This window comes from Mageeibacillus indolicus UPII9-5, from assembly GCF_000025225.2.
GTDB lineage: Bacteria > Bacillota > Clostridia > Saccharofermentanales > Fastidiosipilaceae > Mageeibacillus > Mageeibacillus indolicus.
The window spans coordinates 1,257,664-1,277,509 of record NC_013895.2; the positions used below are offsets into that span (position 1 = coordinate 1,257,664).

The 19,846-nt window shown below is 43.7% G+C and carries 14 protein-coding genes and 1 tRNA gene; 5 read left to right on the top strand and 10 right to left on the bottom strand.

The features are described from left to right. Window positions 1-121 precede the first annotated feature (121 nt). Both HMPREF0868_RS05540 and HMPREF0868_RS05545 read right to left on the bottom strand, forming a co-directional pair. On the bottom strand, window positions 122-2,503 hold the full coding sequence (locus tag HMPREF0868_RS05540; protein ID WP_012993730.1) for a glycogen/starch/alpha-glucan phosphorylase: 2,382 nt from the start codon (window positions 2,501-2,503) through the stop codon (window positions 122-124). 75 nt (window positions 2,504-2,578) lie between these two features. Beyond that, window positions 2,579-3,940, bottom strand: a complete 1,362-nt coding sequence (locus HMPREF0868_RS05545) for a CapA family protein (protein WP_012993731.1) — start codon at window positions 3,938-3,940, stop codon at window positions 2,579-2,581. 113 nt (window positions 3,941-4,053) lie between these two features. Here HMPREF0868_RS05545 and HMPREF0868_RS05550 point away from each other — a divergent pair, with 113 nt between their 5' ends. Then, window positions 4,054-5,463: a hypothetical protein gene (locus HMPREF0868_RS05550; protein WP_012993732.1), complete on the top strand. Its 1,410-nt coding sequence runs from the start codon at window positions 4,054-4,056 to the stop codon at window positions 5,461-5,463. Window positions 5,464-5,556: 93 nt separating this feature from the next. Next, a tRNA-Ser gene (locus HMPREF0868_RS05555) sits at window positions 5,557-5,648 on the top strand. A 431-nt stretch (window positions 5,649-6,079) separates the two neighbouring features. On the opposite strand, the gene HMPREF0868_RS05565 is transcribed toward HMPREF0868_RS05555, so the two are convergent. The 7 genes from HMPREF0868_RS05565 to HMPREF0868_RS05605 form a co-directional block, all read right to left on the bottom strand. Beyond that, entirely contained in the window at window positions 6,080-6,505 is a 426-nt protein-coding gene (locus tag HMPREF0868_RS05565; protein ID WP_012993734.1) for a hypothetical protein, read from the bottom strand. After that, complete coding sequence (locus tag HMPREF0868_RS05570) at window positions 6,489-6,683, bottom strand: hypothetical protein (protein ID WP_012993735.1); 195 nt, start codon at window positions 6,681-6,683, stop codon at window positions 6,489-6,491. Before HMPREF0868_RS05570 ends, HMPREF0868_RS05565 begins: the two co-directional genes overlap by 17 nt. Window positions 6,684-6,908: 225 nt before the next feature. Further along, window positions 6,909-7,109: a hypothetical protein gene (locus HMPREF0868_RS05575; protein WP_012993737.1), complete on the bottom strand. Its 201-nt coding sequence runs from the start codon at window positions 7,107-7,109 to the stop codon at window positions 6,909-6,911. A 103-nt stretch (window positions 7,110-7,212) separates the two neighbouring features. Continuing rightward, window positions 7,213-7,722, bottom strand: coding sequence for a hypothetical protein (locus tag HMPREF0868_RS05580; protein ID WP_012993738.1), 510 nt, complete (start codon window positions 7,720-7,722; stop codon window positions 7,213-7,215). Between the two features lie 336 nt (window positions 7,723-8,058). Further along, window positions 8,059-8,295: a hypothetical protein gene (locus tag HMPREF0868_RS05590; protein WP_198300171.1), complete on the bottom strand. Its 237-nt coding sequence runs from the start codon at window positions 8,293-8,295 to the stop codon at window positions 8,059-8,061. Continuing rightward, window positions 8,273-8,563, bottom strand: coding sequence for a response regulator (locus tag HMPREF0868_RS05595; RefSeq protein WP_012993741.1), 291 nt, complete (start codon window positions 8,561-8,563; stop codon window positions 8,273-8,275). Before HMPREF0868_RS05595 ends, HMPREF0868_RS05590 begins: the two co-directional genes overlap by 23 nt. Before the next feature lie 1,254 nt (window positions 8,564-9,817). Beyond that, on the bottom strand, window positions 9,818-15,739 hold the full coding sequence (locus HMPREF0868_RS05605) for a caspase family protein (protein WP_012993743.1): 5,922 nt from the start codon (window positions 15,737-15,739) through the stop codon (window positions 9,818-9,820). A 281-nt stretch (window positions 15,740-16,020) separates the two neighbouring features. Here HMPREF0868_RS05605 and HMPREF0868_RS05610 point away from each other — a divergent pair, with 281 nt between their 5' ends. Further along, on the top strand, window positions 16,021-16,629 hold the full coding sequence (locus HMPREF0868_RS05610; protein ID WP_012993745.1) for a Maf family protein: 609 nt from the start codon (window positions 16,021-16,023) through the stop codon (window positions 16,627-16,629). 64 nt (window positions 16,630-16,693) lie between these two features. Here HMPREF0868_RS05610 and HMPREF0868_RS05615 read toward each other — a convergent pair whose 3' ends face one another. Beyond that, window positions 16,694-17,077, bottom strand: coding sequence for a hypothetical protein (locus HMPREF0868_RS05615; RefSeq protein WP_012993746.1), 384 nt, complete (start codon window positions 17,075-17,077; stop codon window positions 16,694-16,696). A gap of 190 nt (window positions 17,078-17,267) precedes the next feature. Here HMPREF0868_RS05615 and HMPREF0868_RS05620 point away from each other — a divergent pair, with 190 nt between their 5' ends. Next, entirely contained in the window at window positions 17,268-18,002 is a 735-nt protein-coding gene (locus tag HMPREF0868_RS05620; protein WP_012993747.1) for a glycerophosphodiester phosphodiesterase, read from the top strand. A 99-nt stretch (window positions 18,003-18,101) separates the two neighbouring features. Next, window positions 18,102-19,538, top strand: a complete 1,437-nt coding sequence (locus HMPREF0868_RS05625) for an MFS transporter (RefSeq protein ID WP_012993748.1) — start codon at window positions 18,102-18,104, stop codon at window positions 19,536-19,538. The last annotated feature ends 308 nt before the right edge of the window (window positions 19,539-19,846 follow it).

Below are 19,846 nucleotides of genomic sequence, written 5' to 3' on the forward strand. Positions count from 1 at the left end.
TGGATTATAAATATGAAAAAAGCAGCGAACCAAACGATTCACTGCTTTATTTACATAATACTATTTTATCTTAGTATAAGTGGATTCTATACACGATATGCTCAATTTCTAAGGCAATTTACTACTCAATCGGTAAGCTTTGCAAATGCCATATTTCTTTCGCATAATCGTTAATCGTACGGTCAGAACTGAACATGCCTGATGATGTTATATTTATCCAGCATTTTTTGGCCCAACCCAAAGCATCGACATAATCTTTGGCGGCACGATCACGCGCTTCGCGATAAGCTGCAAAATCACCTAGTACATAGTAGACATCGCCGGCCTGCCATCCGGAGCCTTTAACCAAACCGTTAAACAAATCCAAGAATCTGCCGGTTTTTCCGTCACATAATGTTCCATCGGTCAGGCAATCCATGACACGGCGCAAACCGGGGACTGTCAAATAAAGTTGATACGGATCATATTTAGGTTTGATCTCAGCTAATTCTTCTTCCTTAGCACCGAAGATATAACCGTTTTCATCACCTACAGCTTGAATGATTTCCACGTTAGCCCCGTCCAAGGTACCTAAGGTCAAAGCTCCATTCATCATGAACTTCATATTCCCTGTACCAGAAGCTTCCAAACCGGCTGTAGAAATCTGTTCGGAAATATCTGCCGCCGGGAAAAGTTTTTCAGCCACGGACACGCAATAGTTATGTACAAAAACAACTTTTATTTTGCCGTTCATGTCAGGATCATTGTTAATCAATCGAGAAATCTCATTCAAGAATTTGATGATCGACTTAGCTCTGTAGTAACCGGGAGCAGCTTTCGCTCCGAATATGAAGACCCGCGGCTGAATCAAAGCAGAAGGATCTTCTTTGACCCGAAAATACAAATCGAGAATGTACAAACCGTTCAGCAGTTGTCGCTTATATTCGTGTAAACGTTTAATCTGAACATCAAAGATTGCCGTCGTGTCAACGTCAACACCTTCATAGTTGTGCAAGAAATTCGCCAATTGCTGTTTTTTCGTCTTCTTAATCGCCAAGAAACGCCGCAATATTTTGGGATCTTCTGCTAAATTGGCCAGTTTAGCCAATTCATCCAGTGACGTAACCCACGCATCACTACCAAGTGATTCAGTAAGCAACTCCGACAATTCAGCATTGCACATTCTAAGCCAGCGCCGTGGGGTAACGCCGTTGGTTTTGTTGTTGAAACGCTCCGGCCAAATCTGATACCAATCTTTCAATGTATCTTTTTTCAAGATTTCGGTGTGCATCGAGGCCACGCCGTTAATCGAAAATGATGCATAGCATGCCAAACGCGCCATATGTACCTGATTATTTGCCACTATGGCCATTTGATCAATGCGGCTGGAATAGACTGCCAAACCGGCCAGATCCTGGCGCAGCTGCACATCTAATTTTGCAACAATCTCATAGATTCGCGGCAAAAGGCCCTGCATCAAGTCAACGTCCCATTTTTCCAATGCTTCCTGCATAACCGTGTGGTTGGTGTAGGCGAACGTCTTGGTGACAATCGCCCAAGCATCATCCCAAGTTTGGTGGTACTCATCAATGAGTAGACGCATGAGTTCCAAGATACCAATAACCGGGTGAGTGTCATTTAACTGTATGCAATTGTATTTGGGGAAGGCCGCAAAATCTTCGCCGTGTTCTGCGATATACTTATGCAAAATATCTTGTAACGAGGCCGAAACGAAGAAATACTGCTGTCTAAGGCGCAAGGTTTTACCATCTCGTGTGGTATCGTTAGGATAAAGTACCCGGCAAATATCTTGTGCCTGGTTGCGAAAATTAAGCGCTTGGGTAAAATGCTGATCATTAAAGAGTTGGAAATCAAATTCTTCCAGTGCTTTAGCCTGCCAAAGGCGCAAAGTATTGACGTTCTTGGTGCCGTAACCGGTAATCGGCATGTCGTGCGGAATTGCCTTCACATCAAAATCACTGAAGTGTACCAACACCGTTTCTGCGGGCCGGCTTACCACAAATGGATAATCGCGCTCCATCCATTCATCAGGTTTTTCAGTTTGGAAACCGTCCTCAATAAGTTGATAAAACAGACCGTAGCGGTATAAAATTCCGTAGCCTTGCACCGGATAATTTGACGTCGCGCAAGAATCCATGAAGCAGGCGGCCAATCGACCCAGACCGCCGTTGCCGAGAGCCGGATCAGTTTCTTCTTCCAAAATATCGTTAATATCAAGACCAAACGATGCCATGGCATCACGTGCCTCTTCTAACATATTAAGGTTGGTTAGATTGTTAAGCAACGCACGCCCGACCAAAAATTCGGCCGAAAAATAATGCTGGCGGCGAGACTTCAAATACAAGTCGTTTGTTCTTTGCCAATTATCAGCAATTCTCTCCATAACAACTTTGGAAAGCGCATACCAATAATCATGCTTGGATGCTTGAACCGGAGTATATCCGGTATCAGCTTTGATTTCTTCAGCAACACGTGAACTCATCGCATTTTTTATTTCAGTCATATTGCATTCCTCCATATATTGACAGAATACTAATTCGTCCGCTGTTCGTCAATACACAAGATTTTTAATGCCACTTTATTCGTCAAAATAGCCAAATTCAAATTTGGAAAATGGCAATTTTCCAACATTATTTTCTGCCATAATTTTGTCTATGCGCATTTTAGAAGCTTCTACTAATGATGTCCTGCCGTCCACCAATTTGGGATCAGCCAAAGCGGCGGCGTTAGGGACTGCTTGTGAGGCGGCTCCGCCAAATTTTACCGGTTTATAGCAATAAAGCGGGCAATATCCTGCTCGGTTCAATTTTACTTCACCTTCTTCATCTCGCTTGAACTCAACCATGGCCATCAAACCGTCTTCCGCTCGTCCATTACTGTCGCCCGTATCAAAATATTGCGCCGATACAAAATTGCCGACCGAATAATATACCAGGCATTTGCCATCAGAATTATCGGCCGGTAGCGTTTCAATAGGCTGAATAACGTGCGGGCCGCAGGCTAAAATTAAATTGGTGCCGGCCTTAGCCAGAGCTTTGGCCAATTCACGTTGGTAAAAAGTCGGTTTTGAATCGTATTCTGTCCCCCAATGCATAAAGAAGACAGTAACCTCCGCGCCGGCCTCCCGCATTTCTTTTTCACGAGCAGCCAGTTTCGCTTTATCGTCATCGAAATGGTCGTCTTCATAGCTGAAACTATCCAAACGGCCGTATAAACTTTCCGGCAAAATCAAAGCATTGATTGCGATGCGGCCATTTTGACGCACCGTTTCGTATGTATAGGCCGAGAAGCCGATTTTAATCCCGTTGATTTCTCTTATGCACCAAGTCTTTTTCTTAGCATCCAATGAAGTACCAACAGGTATAATATTGTTTTTTACTAGCGCGTTAAAAGTATCGGTTACACCTTTCTCTCCAGCGTCTATCGCATGGTTATTAGCCGTAATGGCCATTCCAACACCGGCCTTATGCATGTCTTCGGCCAATTTAGTCGGGGAATGGAAAAGTGGGTAAGCCGTGAACGGCGGCGGCCCCATCGTCCCTTCCATATCTACAATATTCAAGTCAAAATTCCTGTATGGATCGACAATATGCTTAAAAATAAATGAAAAATCGCTGTTATTGTCAGTGTCAGCCCGAGCCGCTGTCAAAACTGAATTGTGCAGCAAAACGTCTCCGACCATGGACAGTCTTACCGTAGCCGAAGGAAGCGACTTACGGCCACCATTCCCCCCATTTTCGCTCGATTCCTGTGCAGCCGTCGTATCCTCAGTCATTAATTTAGCTGTATTAATTAAACCACCGGATCCGCTGTCGCTTCGCCCATGCAGCCACAAGTAAAGGACCGCACCGGCCATAACCACTAAAACAAGTGACATCAACGTGATTATGATTGCAAAATTATGATTTTTCTTACGATTACGCACCGTGCTAACGCTCATCGAACACTCTCCATTGTCGCCCTTATAATACAATATGCTATAATCACTTGTGATTAATGTAACACTAATTGTTACATCTTTAAACAGATTTAGCAAGGCAAGAGGTCGATTCTATGAATTTAAATTTTTCTCACAGCAGGCTTTCCGGTTTGCTGATCATAATTTTCGCGCTGTCGGTAAGCAGCTGTGCAGCCGTTTCGCCCGCTCGAAGTGAACGACCCCTCGAAGATGAGGATATAATCCGCAACATTCACAGCCATGCGGCAACACTTACTGCCGGAAAAACCAAATTTTCCCTCAAATCGAATACCGAATCTCGTTTTTTCTCCATCAATGAAGAACGTGAGGGAGACTACGCTTATCAATATGACCAAAATCAATCACTAACTTCCGCCCGTGGTTCATCGCGTAGTAATGACGGCTCGGAAAATTTCATCTGGCTTTCCACTTGTGCTTTTATCCAACGCAACGATTCCGCTTGGGAGCCGACCAACGATAACCCCGATCAATCCCTGTCTGTCCTTACCGCTTACAATGTTTTTACTAAACTGGAAAATAAATTTACCCTGATACGCCCAAAAGATCCCCATGAACCGGTAGAGTATTTTTATGGAAGCACCAACAAATCCATCATGGAATTACTGAGCCAAATCGGCAATATCAATTTGCAGCACCTCCCGCTGAACGGCTTAAAAGCTGAAGCCCATTTTTATGTTGTTCCTCAATCGGGGCAAATTCAGCAAGTAAATGTGCAAATCATAGACACTAGAAAGAATTCGGTGCCGGCCGAAGTACAACTCATCTTTTATGACATCAATCAACCGCTGAATCTGGTTGCACCAAGCAATTCAGTCAATGCTGGCAGAAAAGGAAATGACCGCTCTTTAGACGAAGCGGAACGCTGGAAACGGCTCAGCACGTTGCAAGCTGAACTGATGAAACATCAAACCTATAAAATTTTAAGTGATGTTAAATATGTTTACAATACGCTTAACGCTGGCTTACATGGGCACACCGTTAACAGCGGACAGGTGGTCAAGCTGAAATCGGGCTACCTGTTTCGCGGAGATCGTCGGGTTCAGAATGACCGCACGGATGTATTACAAGAATTTGTTGAAAGCCCGTCCGGGAACTTTGTCCTTACTTCCGGGAATTGGGTCAGGCAACCAGTCACCGCTAAGGCTAGCTCTCCGGCATACACTCTAATATATGATCTTCTGCAGTTGAATCAGGGATTGTCGGCAAGCGAGAACGAAAATAAAACAATATTTTCTTACAGCGGCAAAAACCGTCTGTTCTTTATGCTATGTCGTGACCTTTTTCACATGGATCTAAGTGAGCTGAATGGCCAAAATGTACAAATTGATATGTCCGTTACAGCTGATAAAAACTCTCTTACCTTGGAGTCGTTCAGCTTACGTCTGCGTACCGTATACAATAATGTGCTTGATTTGACAGGATATATGCAGTTCTTGGAATATGGTAGTCCCCGGATAGTTGACCTGCCTCCGGAAATTCGCTGAAAACGCTAACCGAAACCGAGAATGGATTGACACGATACTATGTCAATACCGGTATTTACTTATTCTCGCTAATCTGTTAGAATAAACACGTTTGGAGAGTTGGCCGAGTTGGTCGAAGGCGCATGATTGGAAATCATGTATACCCCTAAATGGTATCGAGGGTTCGAATCCCTTGCTCTCCGCCAAACGTCACAACCACCACATATTGTGGTGGTTGCTTCATTTTATACAGAAGATATAGGATTTTTACACTAGGTTTTATGTTCTCCGCAATTTTTTTGTACCGTTTTTGTACCGTTAAATAGAAATGCTTGATATGCCGCGCAATTCATGTATATCGCCGGGGCCTTCGCCATACGTCGGCCGGTACTTCGTCCGGGTATCTGAATGTACCAACTAGACTGGCGCACCACTCCGGCACTTGCCCCAAGCTCTCGTAAATTTCAAGCCTTTGATTAAGCCTTCATCTTGCATCATCTACAACACATCTAGCAAATACTCCTCATTAACGCCTGCTTTCTTAGTAATTAGGTCAAATTCACTTTGCTTAAATACAGTTGTACGTTTTAAACAAGCATAATAGTAAACTAAAAGTTTGAACACGATAGCGTCATAATCATTGGTGGGCATTTTTTAAGATCTCCACACAGTAAGCATATTTTTTATACCTTTCTTCATCTTTATGAGTAATCTTACCCAATCTCGTCAGATCCATATTATCGTTTAAGTCAGCTAATTTAACTTCTCTGGCAAGTTTATTCATTTTTATCTGCTGCACGTAATCAAAATAAGGCACCGACTTATCATGCGTGAGTAATTTTAACGCAGCACGCTGTTCATCGTCTAAAAAATAAAAATTAGCTAAAGTTAAAACTGGATTATCCTCAATAACATCATGAAGCAGAGCTATCGTTTTAGCACGCCAACCTTTTACATGACAAGACACACGCCACGGATGCCCCCAGTACAAGTGACCGCCTTTATCTTTTTGGCCTTTATGAGCCCATAACATTATTAGCAAAGCTCTAATGTAATTGAGCACTGTATTCCTCCTCGGTTATGTCCTCGGTATAGATACTTCCTATCAAAATTTTGCTATAAAAATCATTATATACTTCTTTGCCATTTTTCACACAATAAAACATGCCATCTTTGCAGTGAACATATTTCTTGTAGTCAGGGCAATAAAAATATTGGTCATGCAAACGGAAATCAGCCATCTACTTTATCCTTTCTACTTCAGGTGGATTTTTTATGCTACCACTTAGTTTAATCATTTCTATTTTTATCTTTTCCCATTCCTTCTTATCTTTAGTTTTATCCAGAATACGCTGCTTTTCGTATAACTGGTGCAAACCGTTATCTTTTACACCTAATGACTCAGGCGTGTGAAATTGCAGTTCAAAGATATTGCCTTAGCGTCATAATCATTGGCGGACATAAACTCATCTACTCCGGGGACTAATAGTAGAAATTTCTTCGGCATAAATTTCTGTAAGGCTATTATTCCCTAAGCGCATTATAATGCTATCTTTGGGAGGGTTGTTTTCATCTGAGGACAAAAAGTCAGTAACCACTCCCTCGCGTCGCTCGCCACTTTGTAAAACTACAATTACGGTTTCCCCTTCAAACTGTTTAAGTTTCATTGGGATTTCCTCCTATAATATGTGCCCCACTCTTAGAGTAAATAATGACACCATTATTATCTCTTTTACCTTAAATATTTGGTACATTTTTTGCTTTAAGTCCCTACTGTTCAAACTCTACAGTTAAGGTTTGCCCTTCATAACTAGGGATAGCCCAAACCAGATAATCGTCCCAAGCATCGAGCGGTTCCCTTTTTAAGAACTGTTTCTCAAATTCAGAAGCCTTACTTGTAGGTACTAACCAGCCGAACAAGTCGTCCAACAAAACTCCATTGGCCTCTATGTCTTTACATTCGCCGAAATCTAAAAAAAACACTTTATTACACCGTCCAGCAGCTTTTTGGACTTCTTCAAAAAAATCAATGAATTTTGCACACTCTTTTGTCCTTAATCCGCGCATTATTAACACCTTCTTTAGTATTGTTATGAATTCATTTTTGCTATTAACCAAAACTACGTCTTTACCTTTGATATAGGCAGTTACGGGTTCGTTTTGTCCTCGCCATTGTAGCCCTTTCAAGAGTTCTTGGTTGCCTTCGACAATTCCGCGAACAATCGTTTCAAATTTCGCCCTATCATCAATGCTCTTTGCATCTAGCCCAAACTCACTCATATGCTTTCCTGTTTTTTTCCAAAATTGAGCGGGACTAATAATGATGGGCTTATCACTATTTTTCTCTATTCTAGCATTCTTTTCTACGCTTTTTCTATCTTTGCGCCGTGCCTCGCGTTCCTTCTCTTCTTCTCTCGGGCCTTTGCTTCGGCCGCGTATTGCCGCTCAATTAACGCCGCTTGCGCGACTCGGTGTTCCGCCGACCCAGCCTCTTTTTTCTTGTAAACATTCGTTCGCTCTTTGCTGATGATAAAGTCCACCATACATGTGCATCGCCGGGGCCTTCGCCATACGTCGGGCGGTACTTCGTCCGGGTATCTGAATGTTCCAACTAGATTAGCGCACCACTTGTAGCACTTGTCCCCAAGCTCTCGTAAGCGTTAAGCCTTTGATTAAGCCTTCATCTTGCATCATCTCCAGCACATATAACAAATACTCCTCGTTATCTGCTTTCTTAGTAATTAGGTCAAATTCGCTTTGCTTAAATACAGTTGTACGTTTTAAGCAAGCATAATAGTAAACTAAACGTTTGAACACGATAACGTCATAATCATTGGTGGGCATTGGCGTCATTAACCCTTTTAACCATTTCAAGTAATTTATAATATGCGTCAGCAATCTGTTTTCTGAATTGAGTACCTTCAAGCCCGGGTTCAGTTTGTTCGCAAATATCTACAATATCGTCATTTAAAAATCTTGCAATATCGGCACTAATGGCAGATATAGTTTCATAATTTTCGCAAATAAAAAACTCTAACCATAGTGAAAGATCGTTCTCTTTAGCTGCTTCGTCTCCGAGAAATTCAGCTATCCGCCATAATATGTTTTGCAATTCATTCATTGAGTTCCCTCCATTCTGGCTTGGGTGCTTTCCTAACAACAACCGAAACAATATCCCCCGTTATAGCGTCTCTGATTAGATATACATTTTTCTTACTGTATAGCATCCGGCCATCTGCCTGGACAAACTTAGGACTAGAATTCATCATAACTTTTACCTCGTCAGAACTCATTAATACTTGGGAAATAACCCGATCCAATACCCGCCCTACTGCATGGCTGGAAAACTCGATTCCAGCTTTGTTCATATCATAATAAAAGCTAAGCGCTTTTTTCTTAAATTCAGGAGTCCAATTTTTAGCCAGCAACTCTTTTATGGTCTTTTTGCTAACCTTTGCACGAGATTTATTGTCAACCTTCTCTATTCTAGCATTCTTTTCTGCGCTTTCCTTTCTTTACGCCGTGCTTCCAGTTCTCTCTCCTTGCGCTTTGCGGCCTGCTCTTTCGCTTTGCGCTGCGCTTCGCGCTCCTTTTCTTGAGCTATCCGTTTCTTTTCTCGAGCCTTTGCTTCGGCCGCGTACTGCAGCTCCTTTCATTTCAATAAATCAAGTATTGTTATTACAATCTCAATCACACTGATTCCTACGATTAGCCATAAAATAGTGCGCATTGTTTTTTCTTGCTTATCCATGTACAATTAGAGATGAGCGAGGAGCGTTAGCTCCCCGTTTCTCAAGTGGTTAACCACTTGAGAATTGCTGTTAGCAACTCGATTATCTTAGTTGCTAAAACCACTCTCATCGTGATTAAGGCTAAGTTATCGAGTTGTTTTTTTGTGCCTTTGCTCGTCCCATTTCCTCCTTTCTTGTTGATTACGTACTAATAATGCAATATTTAAGACTCATTGCCAATAGCATTCCCGTCTTTTTTCAACCTTACTTTCAGGAAATAAAACCTATCCACCACCTTATATAACCATTAGCAAGCTACTGAATACTAAAATAATTGGTTTGTTTGTCGGATGGGGAACGCCTGAAAAATAATAACAAAAGTAGTTATCCATTACTTAAAAATGACGAGTACGAGTAATAGATAATTGCCGGCTTCGCATTACACGCAAGTGCTGAGTAATGTGTAATCTCATACTTTATAATAACTTTATTATGACTTTATAATAACTTATCAAGTTTTCCCCCAACTCCAGAAGTTAGAGGAATTTTTTGAACATTTAAAAAAGCAAAAAAAGCGACCGGCTAGTCCTCGCTTGAAGACTTAGCGGCCGCTTAAATAAGCAAGCTAATTTGCTTAATTTGCTTTAATCGCCGTATGAACCAACTGCCCTGCCGATGGTGATGACAGGCTGCGGAACGGTGTCATACGCAGCCCTACTTGAGCTTTCGCTCGGCATACCTTCTTCGCGTACTGATACAGCATCCATATTCAGGGTATAGACCAGGATTGGAAGCGGAGGCTGTGAACCCGGGTAGGAATCAAAGCCCGGTTTAAACACCAACCGGTCGCCATTCGCCAGCTTATTTTCCGGGCGTTTTCTCATGGCAAACGGGCTTTCAAGCGACGTTCCGGAAGCGTATATGCCGGATGTATGTGTATCATAGCCAGCAAACTGAGCGCGGTTCTTCAGTTGCGTTAAAAATTCTCCTACCGTCATTTTATCGGTTAATTTCATCTTGCCGCTGACAATTTCCTTACCTCGCACAATAAAGTTATCGCCGAAGTCAGGTACAGCTGCATCTGGGGAAAGGGTTCCGGGTACACTGCCGGCAAGCAAAGTTATGTTATACCTTGTAGTTTGTGATTTATCCGGCGAAATGAAGTTTAACCAGTCAAGGTTCGCCAAAGCTTCGGTCGTAGCTTTAACGACTGCCTCACCCGCCGGACCCTTATGGCATACTTGCAGCTGCTGGGCGGGATCATCCCTTTTAATTTTTTGCAAAAATTCCGCGACTGTCATGTTGCCGGTAACTTTAATTGCAGTAACCGGGCCTTGCTGAATTATTTTTACCTTTTGTGCATCCGTGGAAGATATTTTCGTCGATGCGGCTTTGCCATGCCCGGCGGGGCGTTTAGCACTGAAAGGATAGAGTGTTTCGTCACCGTTTTGAGCGGTAACCGACAAGTACAAAAACCTTTCGCCAAGTTTTTCAGCTTCAGCCAGAGTTTTAGTGCCACCGGAGGCTCCGGGATTCTTTATTTCCTTAACCGCTAGCACCTGATGTTCCTCACCTTTTTTAAATTTGGCAATAAATTCGGCCACCGTCTGTTCGGCATCAATTACTTCACCGGCTTGGGCCGTGATGGTACCGCGGCATTTTCCACTTAATCTGTTCACACGTATAGATACTTTGTAAACTGTAGAAGAAATTTTGGTATCGCGGCTCAGTGGAGTTACATCAACGTTTTCAAATAACGTAAATTGGTCGTTAAACGGATAAACTTGAATGTGGGAAATTGAAGCTACGTTACCCGTCAGATATTTGTACGCTTCATCGAGGCTCAGTTTCCGATCTTTGTTAAGATCACCTTTCATAACGCTGTTTTCTAGGCCAGCAGCAATCGCCAAAGTTTTCGTAAACTTTCCGACCCCTTCTTTTTTATCTTCGAAACTGTATTCATTGGCGGAGCTGGCCACCAAAACTTTATACGGATTATCTGTCAGGTAATTGAGATTTTTGTAATACTCGCTTCGCGGCTGGTCGGCAGCTCGATCCATAGAGGCATTCGCACGGTCACTCTGAACTTCCTTTAAAGCATGACGATTTACCGCCGATGCTTCCGTCCGGAAAGTAGCGTTAACATCTTTTATGAAAGCAACACTCGTATCACTTTGTGGCAGTCCGTTAAATGTTGTTATTTTCTGCTGTCTGATACCTGAATTTTGCGGCACAACGGCTGTTCCGCCGGCATGGGGCGTAGGTGTGCTTACTCCGTCAATCGCCGCTTTGCCAATGAAACCACCGGCGTTACAGCAATCTAAGATCAGAACTTTTTTGCCGGGAACCCTGTCCAGAGCTGCTTTCAACTCATCAACACTTACCCACGCCTTAGGATCGAAACTCCCGTTCTTCAATAGCAAATTATCCACCGTGCAAAGGTAAGAAATTCCGTTTACATTGTTGCCGTGGCCACTGTAATAAAGATAGGACACGTCGTCCTCCGTTGCTCCGCTGAAAGCCTGGTTCAGCGCACTCATAAATTCTTTTTTCGTCACATTTTTTGCGATATTTACTTCTGTTTGCGTATTTGCCAGACGGTTACCCCGGAAAACAGCTTCCATCATACGAAGATCATTCGGCGGTCCGATCAAGTCCATCTTTTCGCCTGCATAATCGTGATTGCCTACCAACAGCACCCGGGCCACACGTTTCCCAGCACGTTCAGCGCACAAAATATAGTCATAATTCTTGCCTTGCCGGATCATACGCAAAATATACTTGTCTTGCAAAGTAGCTTCACCGACAGCTTTGCGATAGTCCTTGGTATGCCGGTTATATGAGAGCACTTGGGCTTCAACACCGGGCTCACAAGTGATCGCGGCAGTAAATTCTTTGACTTTGATTCCTTGTTTGTAACGTATAAGCGTATTTGTATAACTGAAAATATATGCCTTATCTACTGCTTTTATTAAAGCCGGCCTAGTGACTTCCGCTACTTGTATCTTATAGGTGACTTTGCTCTCTCCGTCTTCGGCAACTACCACTAAAGTATCTCCGTTAGTAAGCGTATAGAAATACGGCTTTATTTTGCCCTGTGCATCCTGAATAAAGACACGCTGACGTGGATTAATCTTTCTTACCCATTTCAGCAGCGATTCAACCGTTGACTCGGAAGTTATCGGTTGGCCGGCCGCGACAATTTCATTTCCTTTGAGGGCCACAGTTCCAGTTTCAAACGCAATCGCCGTGGTCTTACTGCGCGGAAGTTCTGCTTTCTTAATGTACAGTGGTATTTTGCCGCTACGCATATCCACCCTGGCCTTTTCATCATGATACACAAAGGTAAATGTCTTAACTCCAGACTCGGTGGAGGTGTCGACTTTCATGTGGTTTAAATACTCTTGAGTAAAAGTAATCGTGTCCGCAGCATCATCAATTATCAAATATTTTGGATTAAAGCGTTCTCGAATAAACTGCCCCTTACTGTCACGCTCAACAATAAGCTCACTGTCGTCACTGGCGGAACGTCTGACCGGGAAAGGTTCGATATTAATATTGTTCTGCAACACCGATTGAGCAGGCGTTACCTTGTTGCCACTTGTGTTCAAGATATCACGAACAAATACTTTTATTCCCTCGGCCGGAGCTTTTCCTTGGGTGAAAGTCATACCGCTTTCGAAGCTAAAATTAGCTTTACTTTTATCTGTAATTTCAAATTCAAGTTTCTTTTTCAACTGTCCAACATCATTTTTGCGGTCTTTCACAATCAAAGTATAAGAAGACGTGTCACCAAACGACTGATTATCGTCACCGCTGTACTTGGTGGCCGGCAAACTTGCCAAAAGCTCTTTCGTCAAATAAACGGTATCCGTAGCATCATCAACCCGTAAAAACTGCTGATCAACCCGAAAGCCGCTCCGCTCAAAGTAAGCCTGGAGTTGAGAGGTCGCCGCGTCAATCAGTTTTCCGTTTTTGTCGTGCAAGTTTTTCACTTGAACGGCGATTTCCTTATTTTCGGGGTTCATATGGGTGAAGCTGTTATCGCTCATGGTAAACTCAGCTTTGCTGTTATCAACTATCTGCAAAACAAGATTTTGTGACATCAGCTCACTGACCTTATGCGTCGGATCGCTGAAGCTTACCTTGATATTTGTAGCGTCTGTCAGAGCGTTAACTGTTGAAGGCTTTAGAATAATTTTATCGGCTGCTTCGTCAACCGTATATTTTTCTTCTGCTAGCAGTTTCCCGTCTACATACACTTTAACGCCATTCAATTTACTTTCGGACGCGGCTATCGGCGTACCGGCATCGTTTTTGATATTGCTTACCGTAATTATGATTCCTTGCGCCGGAGCCGAACCCCTGATGATTTTCTCAGGCGAAAGACTGAACACCGCGTCATTTTTTATTTCAGATTGCGCTTTGATTACTGTTTTGCCGCCGATTACCGCGTTATTTTGCACCTGGCCATTGGGGAGATCAATAATCAAATCGTCGGTAATGTGCAAAGTTGTCGGTAAAATTACCGTTCCACTACCTTTGCCGGTTATGTATAGGTTCTTCACGGTAATCCCGGCGGTCGGATCTTCACTGCTCTGGCCATAGGTTACCGTACCGTTTTCATTTTTTGTGATAACCAGCGAAGCTCTCCGACTCAACCGGCTGGGCTTATTTATGTATTTCTTTGTATCAATAAATTTATTCTTGTGACCGATGCCTACCGGCTGACTGTCTACCACATTGTCCTGCAAGTCGTTTTCGGCTTTAGGCATAATTTTGTTTTGGCGGTTGAGTAACTCTTTCAGCTCATCCGCGTTGGAAACCCACGTTCCGTTAACCTTGCTGCCATAGGTGGGCTCGACATACTGCAGTGATATGCCTAACTCGTTCTGATTGGATGGCATTAATTTGCCGGCACCACCATCGGAAAAACCTTCATATTTGCCACGGCCATAATTCCCGATCTCATTATTTTCTATGGTGAGCTTATTAAATTTCGGGTATGCTTGAGGGAAAATGTTTACCAGGATGCCATTATCATCCGTGCCATTTACTTTGTTGCCGATAATATTAACATCATCTTTATCGCCGATCATGATATTTACGGCTGTACTGGCAATATCGGTAAATTCATTATTCTTAATTTGTAAATTTAACTCATTTTTGGCCTTCGACATCGTATTGATGACGCCATAGTTTTCAGTATGTTTCTGTTCAGCAAGATTTTTACCGTAAAACTTATTATTAGTAATGTTAACCCGACCTTGCATGCTGAACGCGACAATACCCAAAGCCATCTCTGCCTTTTTGCCGGCAAAGAACACCTGATTGTTCTCTATATCAACATCGAGTTTTTCTTTCGTCAGCGAAATGGCCGCATTGTTGGCCGCCGGCGGTAGTTCTGTGTCGGAAGCATAAAAATTGATACCGCTCACGCTACCGGTCGCAGCAGTTACAACTACACTTAAATGGCTCTCATTGCCCGGTAAGCCGATCACCAAATTGCCGGAGATCGCAGCCGCACATTTAACTTTTCCTGCCGTCATAACCACATCAGCTTTAATCGGCTCATTTTCCTTGGGATGGCTAAGCAAATGCAGTTCCTGAACCTGACCGGGGGGCGTTGTCGTCGCGTGGCCGGATTGGCCGGATTGGCCCGATTGGCTGACCCAAATACCAGCTTTAACCGGCAAATCGGCAACCCGACACCGCGGGAGTTTACCAAAATCAAAGGCTGAACTCGGAGCGATGGCCAAAATTATGTTTTCATCCGTATAAGGCCTGACAAAATACACTCCATTTTTGGCAGAGCTTACGGCCGCCGCCAAAATTTTATCGGTAGCTTGCGCCAAAGTTTCCGTCTCCGGTTTGCGATATACCAGATAGCGGTTTTTTTCCAACCCATTGGCCAATTGATGTAATTTACCGGTTGAGATCTCGTTCATGGCCGGAATTTTCGGTTGCGGTGCAGGTTGCGGCGGTGTTACGTCAGTCGACCCGCTGCCGCTGTGTTCCCCCGTACCAGGTTGCGAATTACCGCCGCCGAAATAATACCCGTCATAGGGAAAAGCCGGAGTGTAATCGCTGTCAGCCCCATTTTCAGTTTTCGGGAATGGTGCTAACGGCTTTCGAGTATACTTTTCCTTTTGAGCAGCTCCGCCGCTCGGCACAGCCTTGGACGGCGCACCCGGTTTGCTTCCCAAGCCTGATTTAGGAGCCGCCCCACCCTTGCCATTAAACTTGTTTTTCGTCGCCTTCGCCCCAGGTTTAATGGTCAAGTCAGTTTTTTCGCCGGATTCTGTGCGATTGCCGCCATTTTGAGCATTGTTGCCGGTTAAATCACTTTTTTCTTGAAGTTCTTTTTTACTGCCGGCAGATGACTTTTTCGCCGCGCCATCCGCCTCATGCTTATCATGCGGCATCTGTTCTGCAACAACGGACGGTTTCGTTTCTTCAGCTGAACTATCCTTCTCCTGTCGCCACCACGAGCACCCACCGCCGCTCAAAATTAAAGCCGCCACGATCGGTATGATTAATCCCCTTCTTAAGGCCTTTTTGTTCATATTACGCTCCCACTTATTATTTCTATGAGGAATTAAGTTTCCCTAAAAACTCAACGATGTTAGCAATAGTAAACTATAATCAATTTATTTCAAGTCATTTTGGAATATTTTGCTAGAATATTTAAAAAAAAATTAGTACGTCGCTACTTGTTGTGAATCAATCAAGAATATCTCGGCTGCCGGCCGATAGCTGGACGACAGCAGTCCGATCAACTGCACGATTGACAAGCAGCCGTAACAAAGTTAGTCTGAAAATCAAAACCGAAGGAGACAAGCCAACTATGTCATTAACTTTACTTTCACCTTTATCGTTGCCCTTGCCTTTAGTACTGGCTAGCTCTTCGCCACGCCGCAAAGAAATCTTACGTTTGGCCGGCTATGACTTTACCTCCGTTGCACCGCGGGTGGACGAAACTCTCGATCTCAGCTTTCCCTGTTCCGAGGAGACTGCAACAGCGGCGATAAAAAAACTCGCCTTGCGCAAGGCAGAACACGTGTATTTAGAGAAGCAAAAATCTTGCATCTGCTTAGGTGCCGACACGGTCATTTATTTTCAAGGGAAAATTTTAGGCAAGCCAGCTGACTCTGCACACGCTGCTCAAATGTTGCGTGAATTAAGCGGGCAAAAACACCTGGTCATTACCGGAGTAGCAATTTTAGCCCCGAGCAAAATTGACAGTTTTGCGGTATGCTCCGAGGTTGAATTTTATGATTTAAGTGAATCACAGATCGCAGCTTACGTCGCCACCGGTTCCCCGCTTGATAAAGCCGGCAGTTATGGGGTACAAGATCAAGGTGCGTTGTTGATCAAACACCTAAGCGGAGATTTTTATGGCGTGATGGGGTTGCCCATAGCCGCCGTCCACCGACACTTAAGCCAGCTGCTGTAATCGAGATGCCGGCTACCGTAAGCTAGCAAAGGCCTTAATCGGGGTATGATCCGGCTACCGTAAACTAACTAATGCCGTAAACCAGCGTCAAAATAAGCATCAACACCGTCACACCTACGGAAATACCGAAGATAACGCGCTTTTCCTTCCGTCGCAGCGGTACCAAAGCGGCTTTGGTAATTCCCCGCCTATCCAGACTAACAATCAATCCAATGAGCAAATTCAGCAAAAGCGTTAAGCCGAGACCGTAACGCCAAGTGACAGCGGGATTGCGAAACCGCCCCAAAGGCGTATCTAACAAACTTTTATAATCAACCGCCGTCAAAATCGGTCCACCCAAAATTTGCAAAGTCAACAAAAACCTAGCCATCCAGTTGGACATAGGGGCTGAGCCGTGTCGTCCCGGCACCATCGGTTTAAAACTGGAAATCAGTCGCTGCTTATTCACCGTTCCTCCTCAAAGATCCGCCTCAAACAATTTCGCCTATTACATATAAGTATAACATTGCTCCGGCGCGAAACCAAACGCAGTACAAAGTAGTCATCCGTCATCCAACTTCCGACTTGCCGTTTAAAAAAGTGGAACAAAATGCTATACTCCATATACTATCAAAAGCTTACGCAGGAGGCTTAATCCAATGCAAACAAAAATTTTGGCGCATCGCGGGGCTTCAGCCTACGCCCCAGAAAACACTATGGCTGCTTTTGAATTGGCACATCAAATGCACGCTGACGGTCTAGAAATAGACGTTCATCTCACTAAAGACCAAGTTCTGGTTGTCGCCCATGATGAAGACATCAAGCGCGTTTCCGACGGTTCCGGTCTCATCAAAGACTATACCCTAAACGAATTGCGTCATTTCAACTTCGCCAACGGTTACACTGCTCAACCTTTTTATCAGATTCCGACACTGAATGAAGTTTTGGAGCTGGTAAAAGCTACCGGCATGATTCTTAATATAGAGTTGAAAAATTCAATTATTTTTTATCCTGAACTAGAAGAACGAACCTTAAAGGCTGTGCATGATATGAAACTAGATGAGCAAATCATTTACTCCTCTTTCAATCATTATTCCGTCGTCAAAATGAAGCACCTCGGCACGACTTCCCCTTGTGGCCTACTCTATGATTCACCGTTGTACATGCCTTGGCGGTATGCCGATACCCTCGGAGTCGATGCCCTGCATCCGCATTATAAAAATCTTATGATTCCCGACTACGTCAAGGAAAGTCACGCGCGCAAACTGCAAGTGAATCCTTGGACCGTAAACGAACGAAACGACATGCAAAGGCTTTACACCTTAGGCGTAGATTCCATAATCACTAACCACCCAGATATCGCCTTGGAAGTGCGAACTGCCACCACCAAATAACCGAACGCACTAATCAGGGTAAACTTGGTTAGTGCTTTTTATTTATCCTTTCTTCATTTTGCTTATGCCAGACCAAATCCATTCTTCGAAGGAGAACCTATGCCCTTTAAACCATTTTCCACCCCGAACAATCGCCTTAATATACCGCGAACCGTACTTATAGGTTTCGGCTTCTTTGCCGGGGCCTTGCTTTGGGCGCTATATAACAGCTTCGTTCCGTTGCTGCTAAAAAAATTCATTACCTCTTCCGCCATAGTCGGGGCAATTATGACTATTGATAATTTATTTGGGGTAGTTTTTCAGCCCTTATTCGGAGCGATGAGCGATCGAACAAAGACCCGTTTCGGCCGTCGCATGCCGTTCATTTTGATCGGTGCGCCGATTTGCGGTGTTCTTTTCGCCTTGATCCCCTTTACCCAAAATATTTTCCTTATGATGTTGTTCATTATAACATTCAACTTTACCATGTCTGCTTGGCGTGCACCGATGATTGCTTTAATGCCTGATTTAACGCCGCCTCATCTGCGTTCCCGGGCCAACGGTGTTATCAACCTGATGGGGGGGATAGCGGCCATAATCGCCTTTTTAGGTGGGGGACGCCTTGCCGATGTCGCAGGCGTGGAATATGCCTTTTTAATGGGCTCAGTTATAATGCTGATCAGCGTAGGTATTCTGTTTGCCGGCATCAAAGAGAATAAATTGCTGCGAGAAATGCATTTCAACGCCGCTTCGAGCGATAACGCCGCTTCAGACAATACCCCAACCTCAGCTACCATCACCGAGCATAATCTCACAGAAAAATCCGCCGCGCCAGCAAAAACTGAAATACAAGTACAAACTGAGACAACAAGGAAGTCTAAACTTGCCACCTTAAATGATGTAACAAACAATCTTATGAGCGGACTTGCCGCCTTTCACAACCTTTCCGGGGCACAAAAAACCAGCCTACTATTTATGTTGCTAGCCATATTTTTCTGGTTTTGTGGCTATAACGCCTTTGAAACGTTTTATACCTCCTTTGCTGTAACAGAACTCAATCTAAGCAAAGGCCAAGCAACCTTGTTGCTTGCCTATTTTTCTGTCTCCTTCGTTGTTTTTGCCGTTCCAGCCGGTTATTTAGGTGAAAAATTCGGTCGCCGCAAACTGATACTCATCGGGCTTATTGCGGTTTTACTTCTGTTTCTCGGCATGGCTTTCAGCAATTTCATGCTCTTTTTGCGCATCGGCTTAATATTCGCCGGAGCTTTTTGGGCTTGTGTCACCATCAATTCCCTGCCCATGGTTGTCGAACTGGCCAAGGAAAAAGAAATTGGCACGTTTACAGGCTACTATTATTTCTTTTCTTTCGGAGCCTCCATCATCAGCCCCATTCTTTTCGGCATCATTCGCGATTTCACCCAAACTTACCAAACGATTTTCGTATATGCCCCCGTCTGCATGATCCTTGCCATCATTTGTATGTTACGGGTAAGACACGGCGATGCCCAGCTGCAACCAGTAAATAAGCCTGGAGAAGCCGGAAATTTATCTGAATAAAACAATTTTTATATACTGCTTTTACGTCAAAAAAGCACATTTTCAAACCAGGGTGGGGCAAAATGTTAAATATTTGCCCTACCCTTTTTTCTCCAACGTAGACACAATTACCAAATTTTAAGACCGCCCCACTTGATCACCTCTAGAAATGCACTTATGCTTGTTGAAATCTGCTAAAGTATTTTTTGTCAACAAAGCTAAAGCCTACAAATTAACCAAATATCTATTTTTAAAGTTTCAGCCTAAAACTGTTCCTAACCGTAAGAGAAAACGCAATAGCAAAATTTTGCTTATTCATTCAACGTTGC

Excerpts from the sequence above, each read along its gene's own strand:
- HMPREF0868_RS05550 (WP_012993732.1), top strand. The coding sequence starts at position 4,054 with ATGAATTTAAATTTTTCTCACAGCAGGCTTTCCGGTTTGCTGATCATA.
- HMPREF0868_RS05575 (WP_012993737.1), bottom strand. The coding sequence starts at position 7,109 with ATGAAACTTAAACAGTTTGAAGGGGAAACCGTAATTGTAGTTTTACAA.
- HMPREF0868_RS05540 (WP_012993730.1), bottom strand. The coding sequence starts at position 2,503 with ATGACTGAAATAAAAAATGCGATGAGTTCACGTGTTGCTGAAGAAATC.
- HMPREF0868_RS05545 (WP_012993731.1), bottom strand. The coding sequence starts at position 3,940 with ATGAGCGTTAGCACGGTGCGTAATCGTAAGAAAAATCATAATTTTGCA.
- HMPREF0868_RS05625 (WP_012993748.1), top strand. The coding sequence starts at position 18,102 with ATGCCCTTTAAACCATTTTCCACCCCGAACAATCGCCTTAATATACCG.
- HMPREF0868_RS05620 (WP_012993747.1), top strand. The coding sequence starts at position 17,268 with ATGCAAACAAAAATTTTGGCGCATCGCGGGGCTTCAGCCTACGCCCCA.
- HMPREF0868_RS05610 (WP_012993745.1), top strand. The coding sequence starts at position 16,021 with ATGTCATTAACTTTACTTTCACCTTTATCGTTGCCCTTGCCTTTAGTA.
- HMPREF0868_RS05590 (WP_198300171.1), bottom strand. The coding sequence starts at position 8,295 with ATGACGCCAATGCCCACCAATGATTATGACGTTATCGTGTTCAAACGT.
- HMPREF0868_RS05595 (WP_012993741.1), bottom strand. The coding sequence starts at position 8,563 with ATGAATGAATTGCAAAACATATTATGGCGGATAGCTGAATTTCTCGGA.
- HMPREF0868_RS05605 (WP_012993743.1), bottom strand. The coding sequence starts at position 15,739 with ATGAACAAAAAGGCCTTAAGAAGGGGATTAATCATACCGATCGTGGCG.
- HMPREF0868_RS05570 (WP_012993735.1), bottom strand. The coding sequence starts at position 6,683 with ATGGCTGATTTCCGTTTGCATGACCAATATTTTTATTGCCCTGACTAC.
- HMPREF0868_RS05580 (WP_012993738.1), bottom strand. The coding sequence starts at position 7,722 with ATGAGTGAGTTTGGGCTAGATGCAAAGAGCATTGATGATAGGGCGAAA.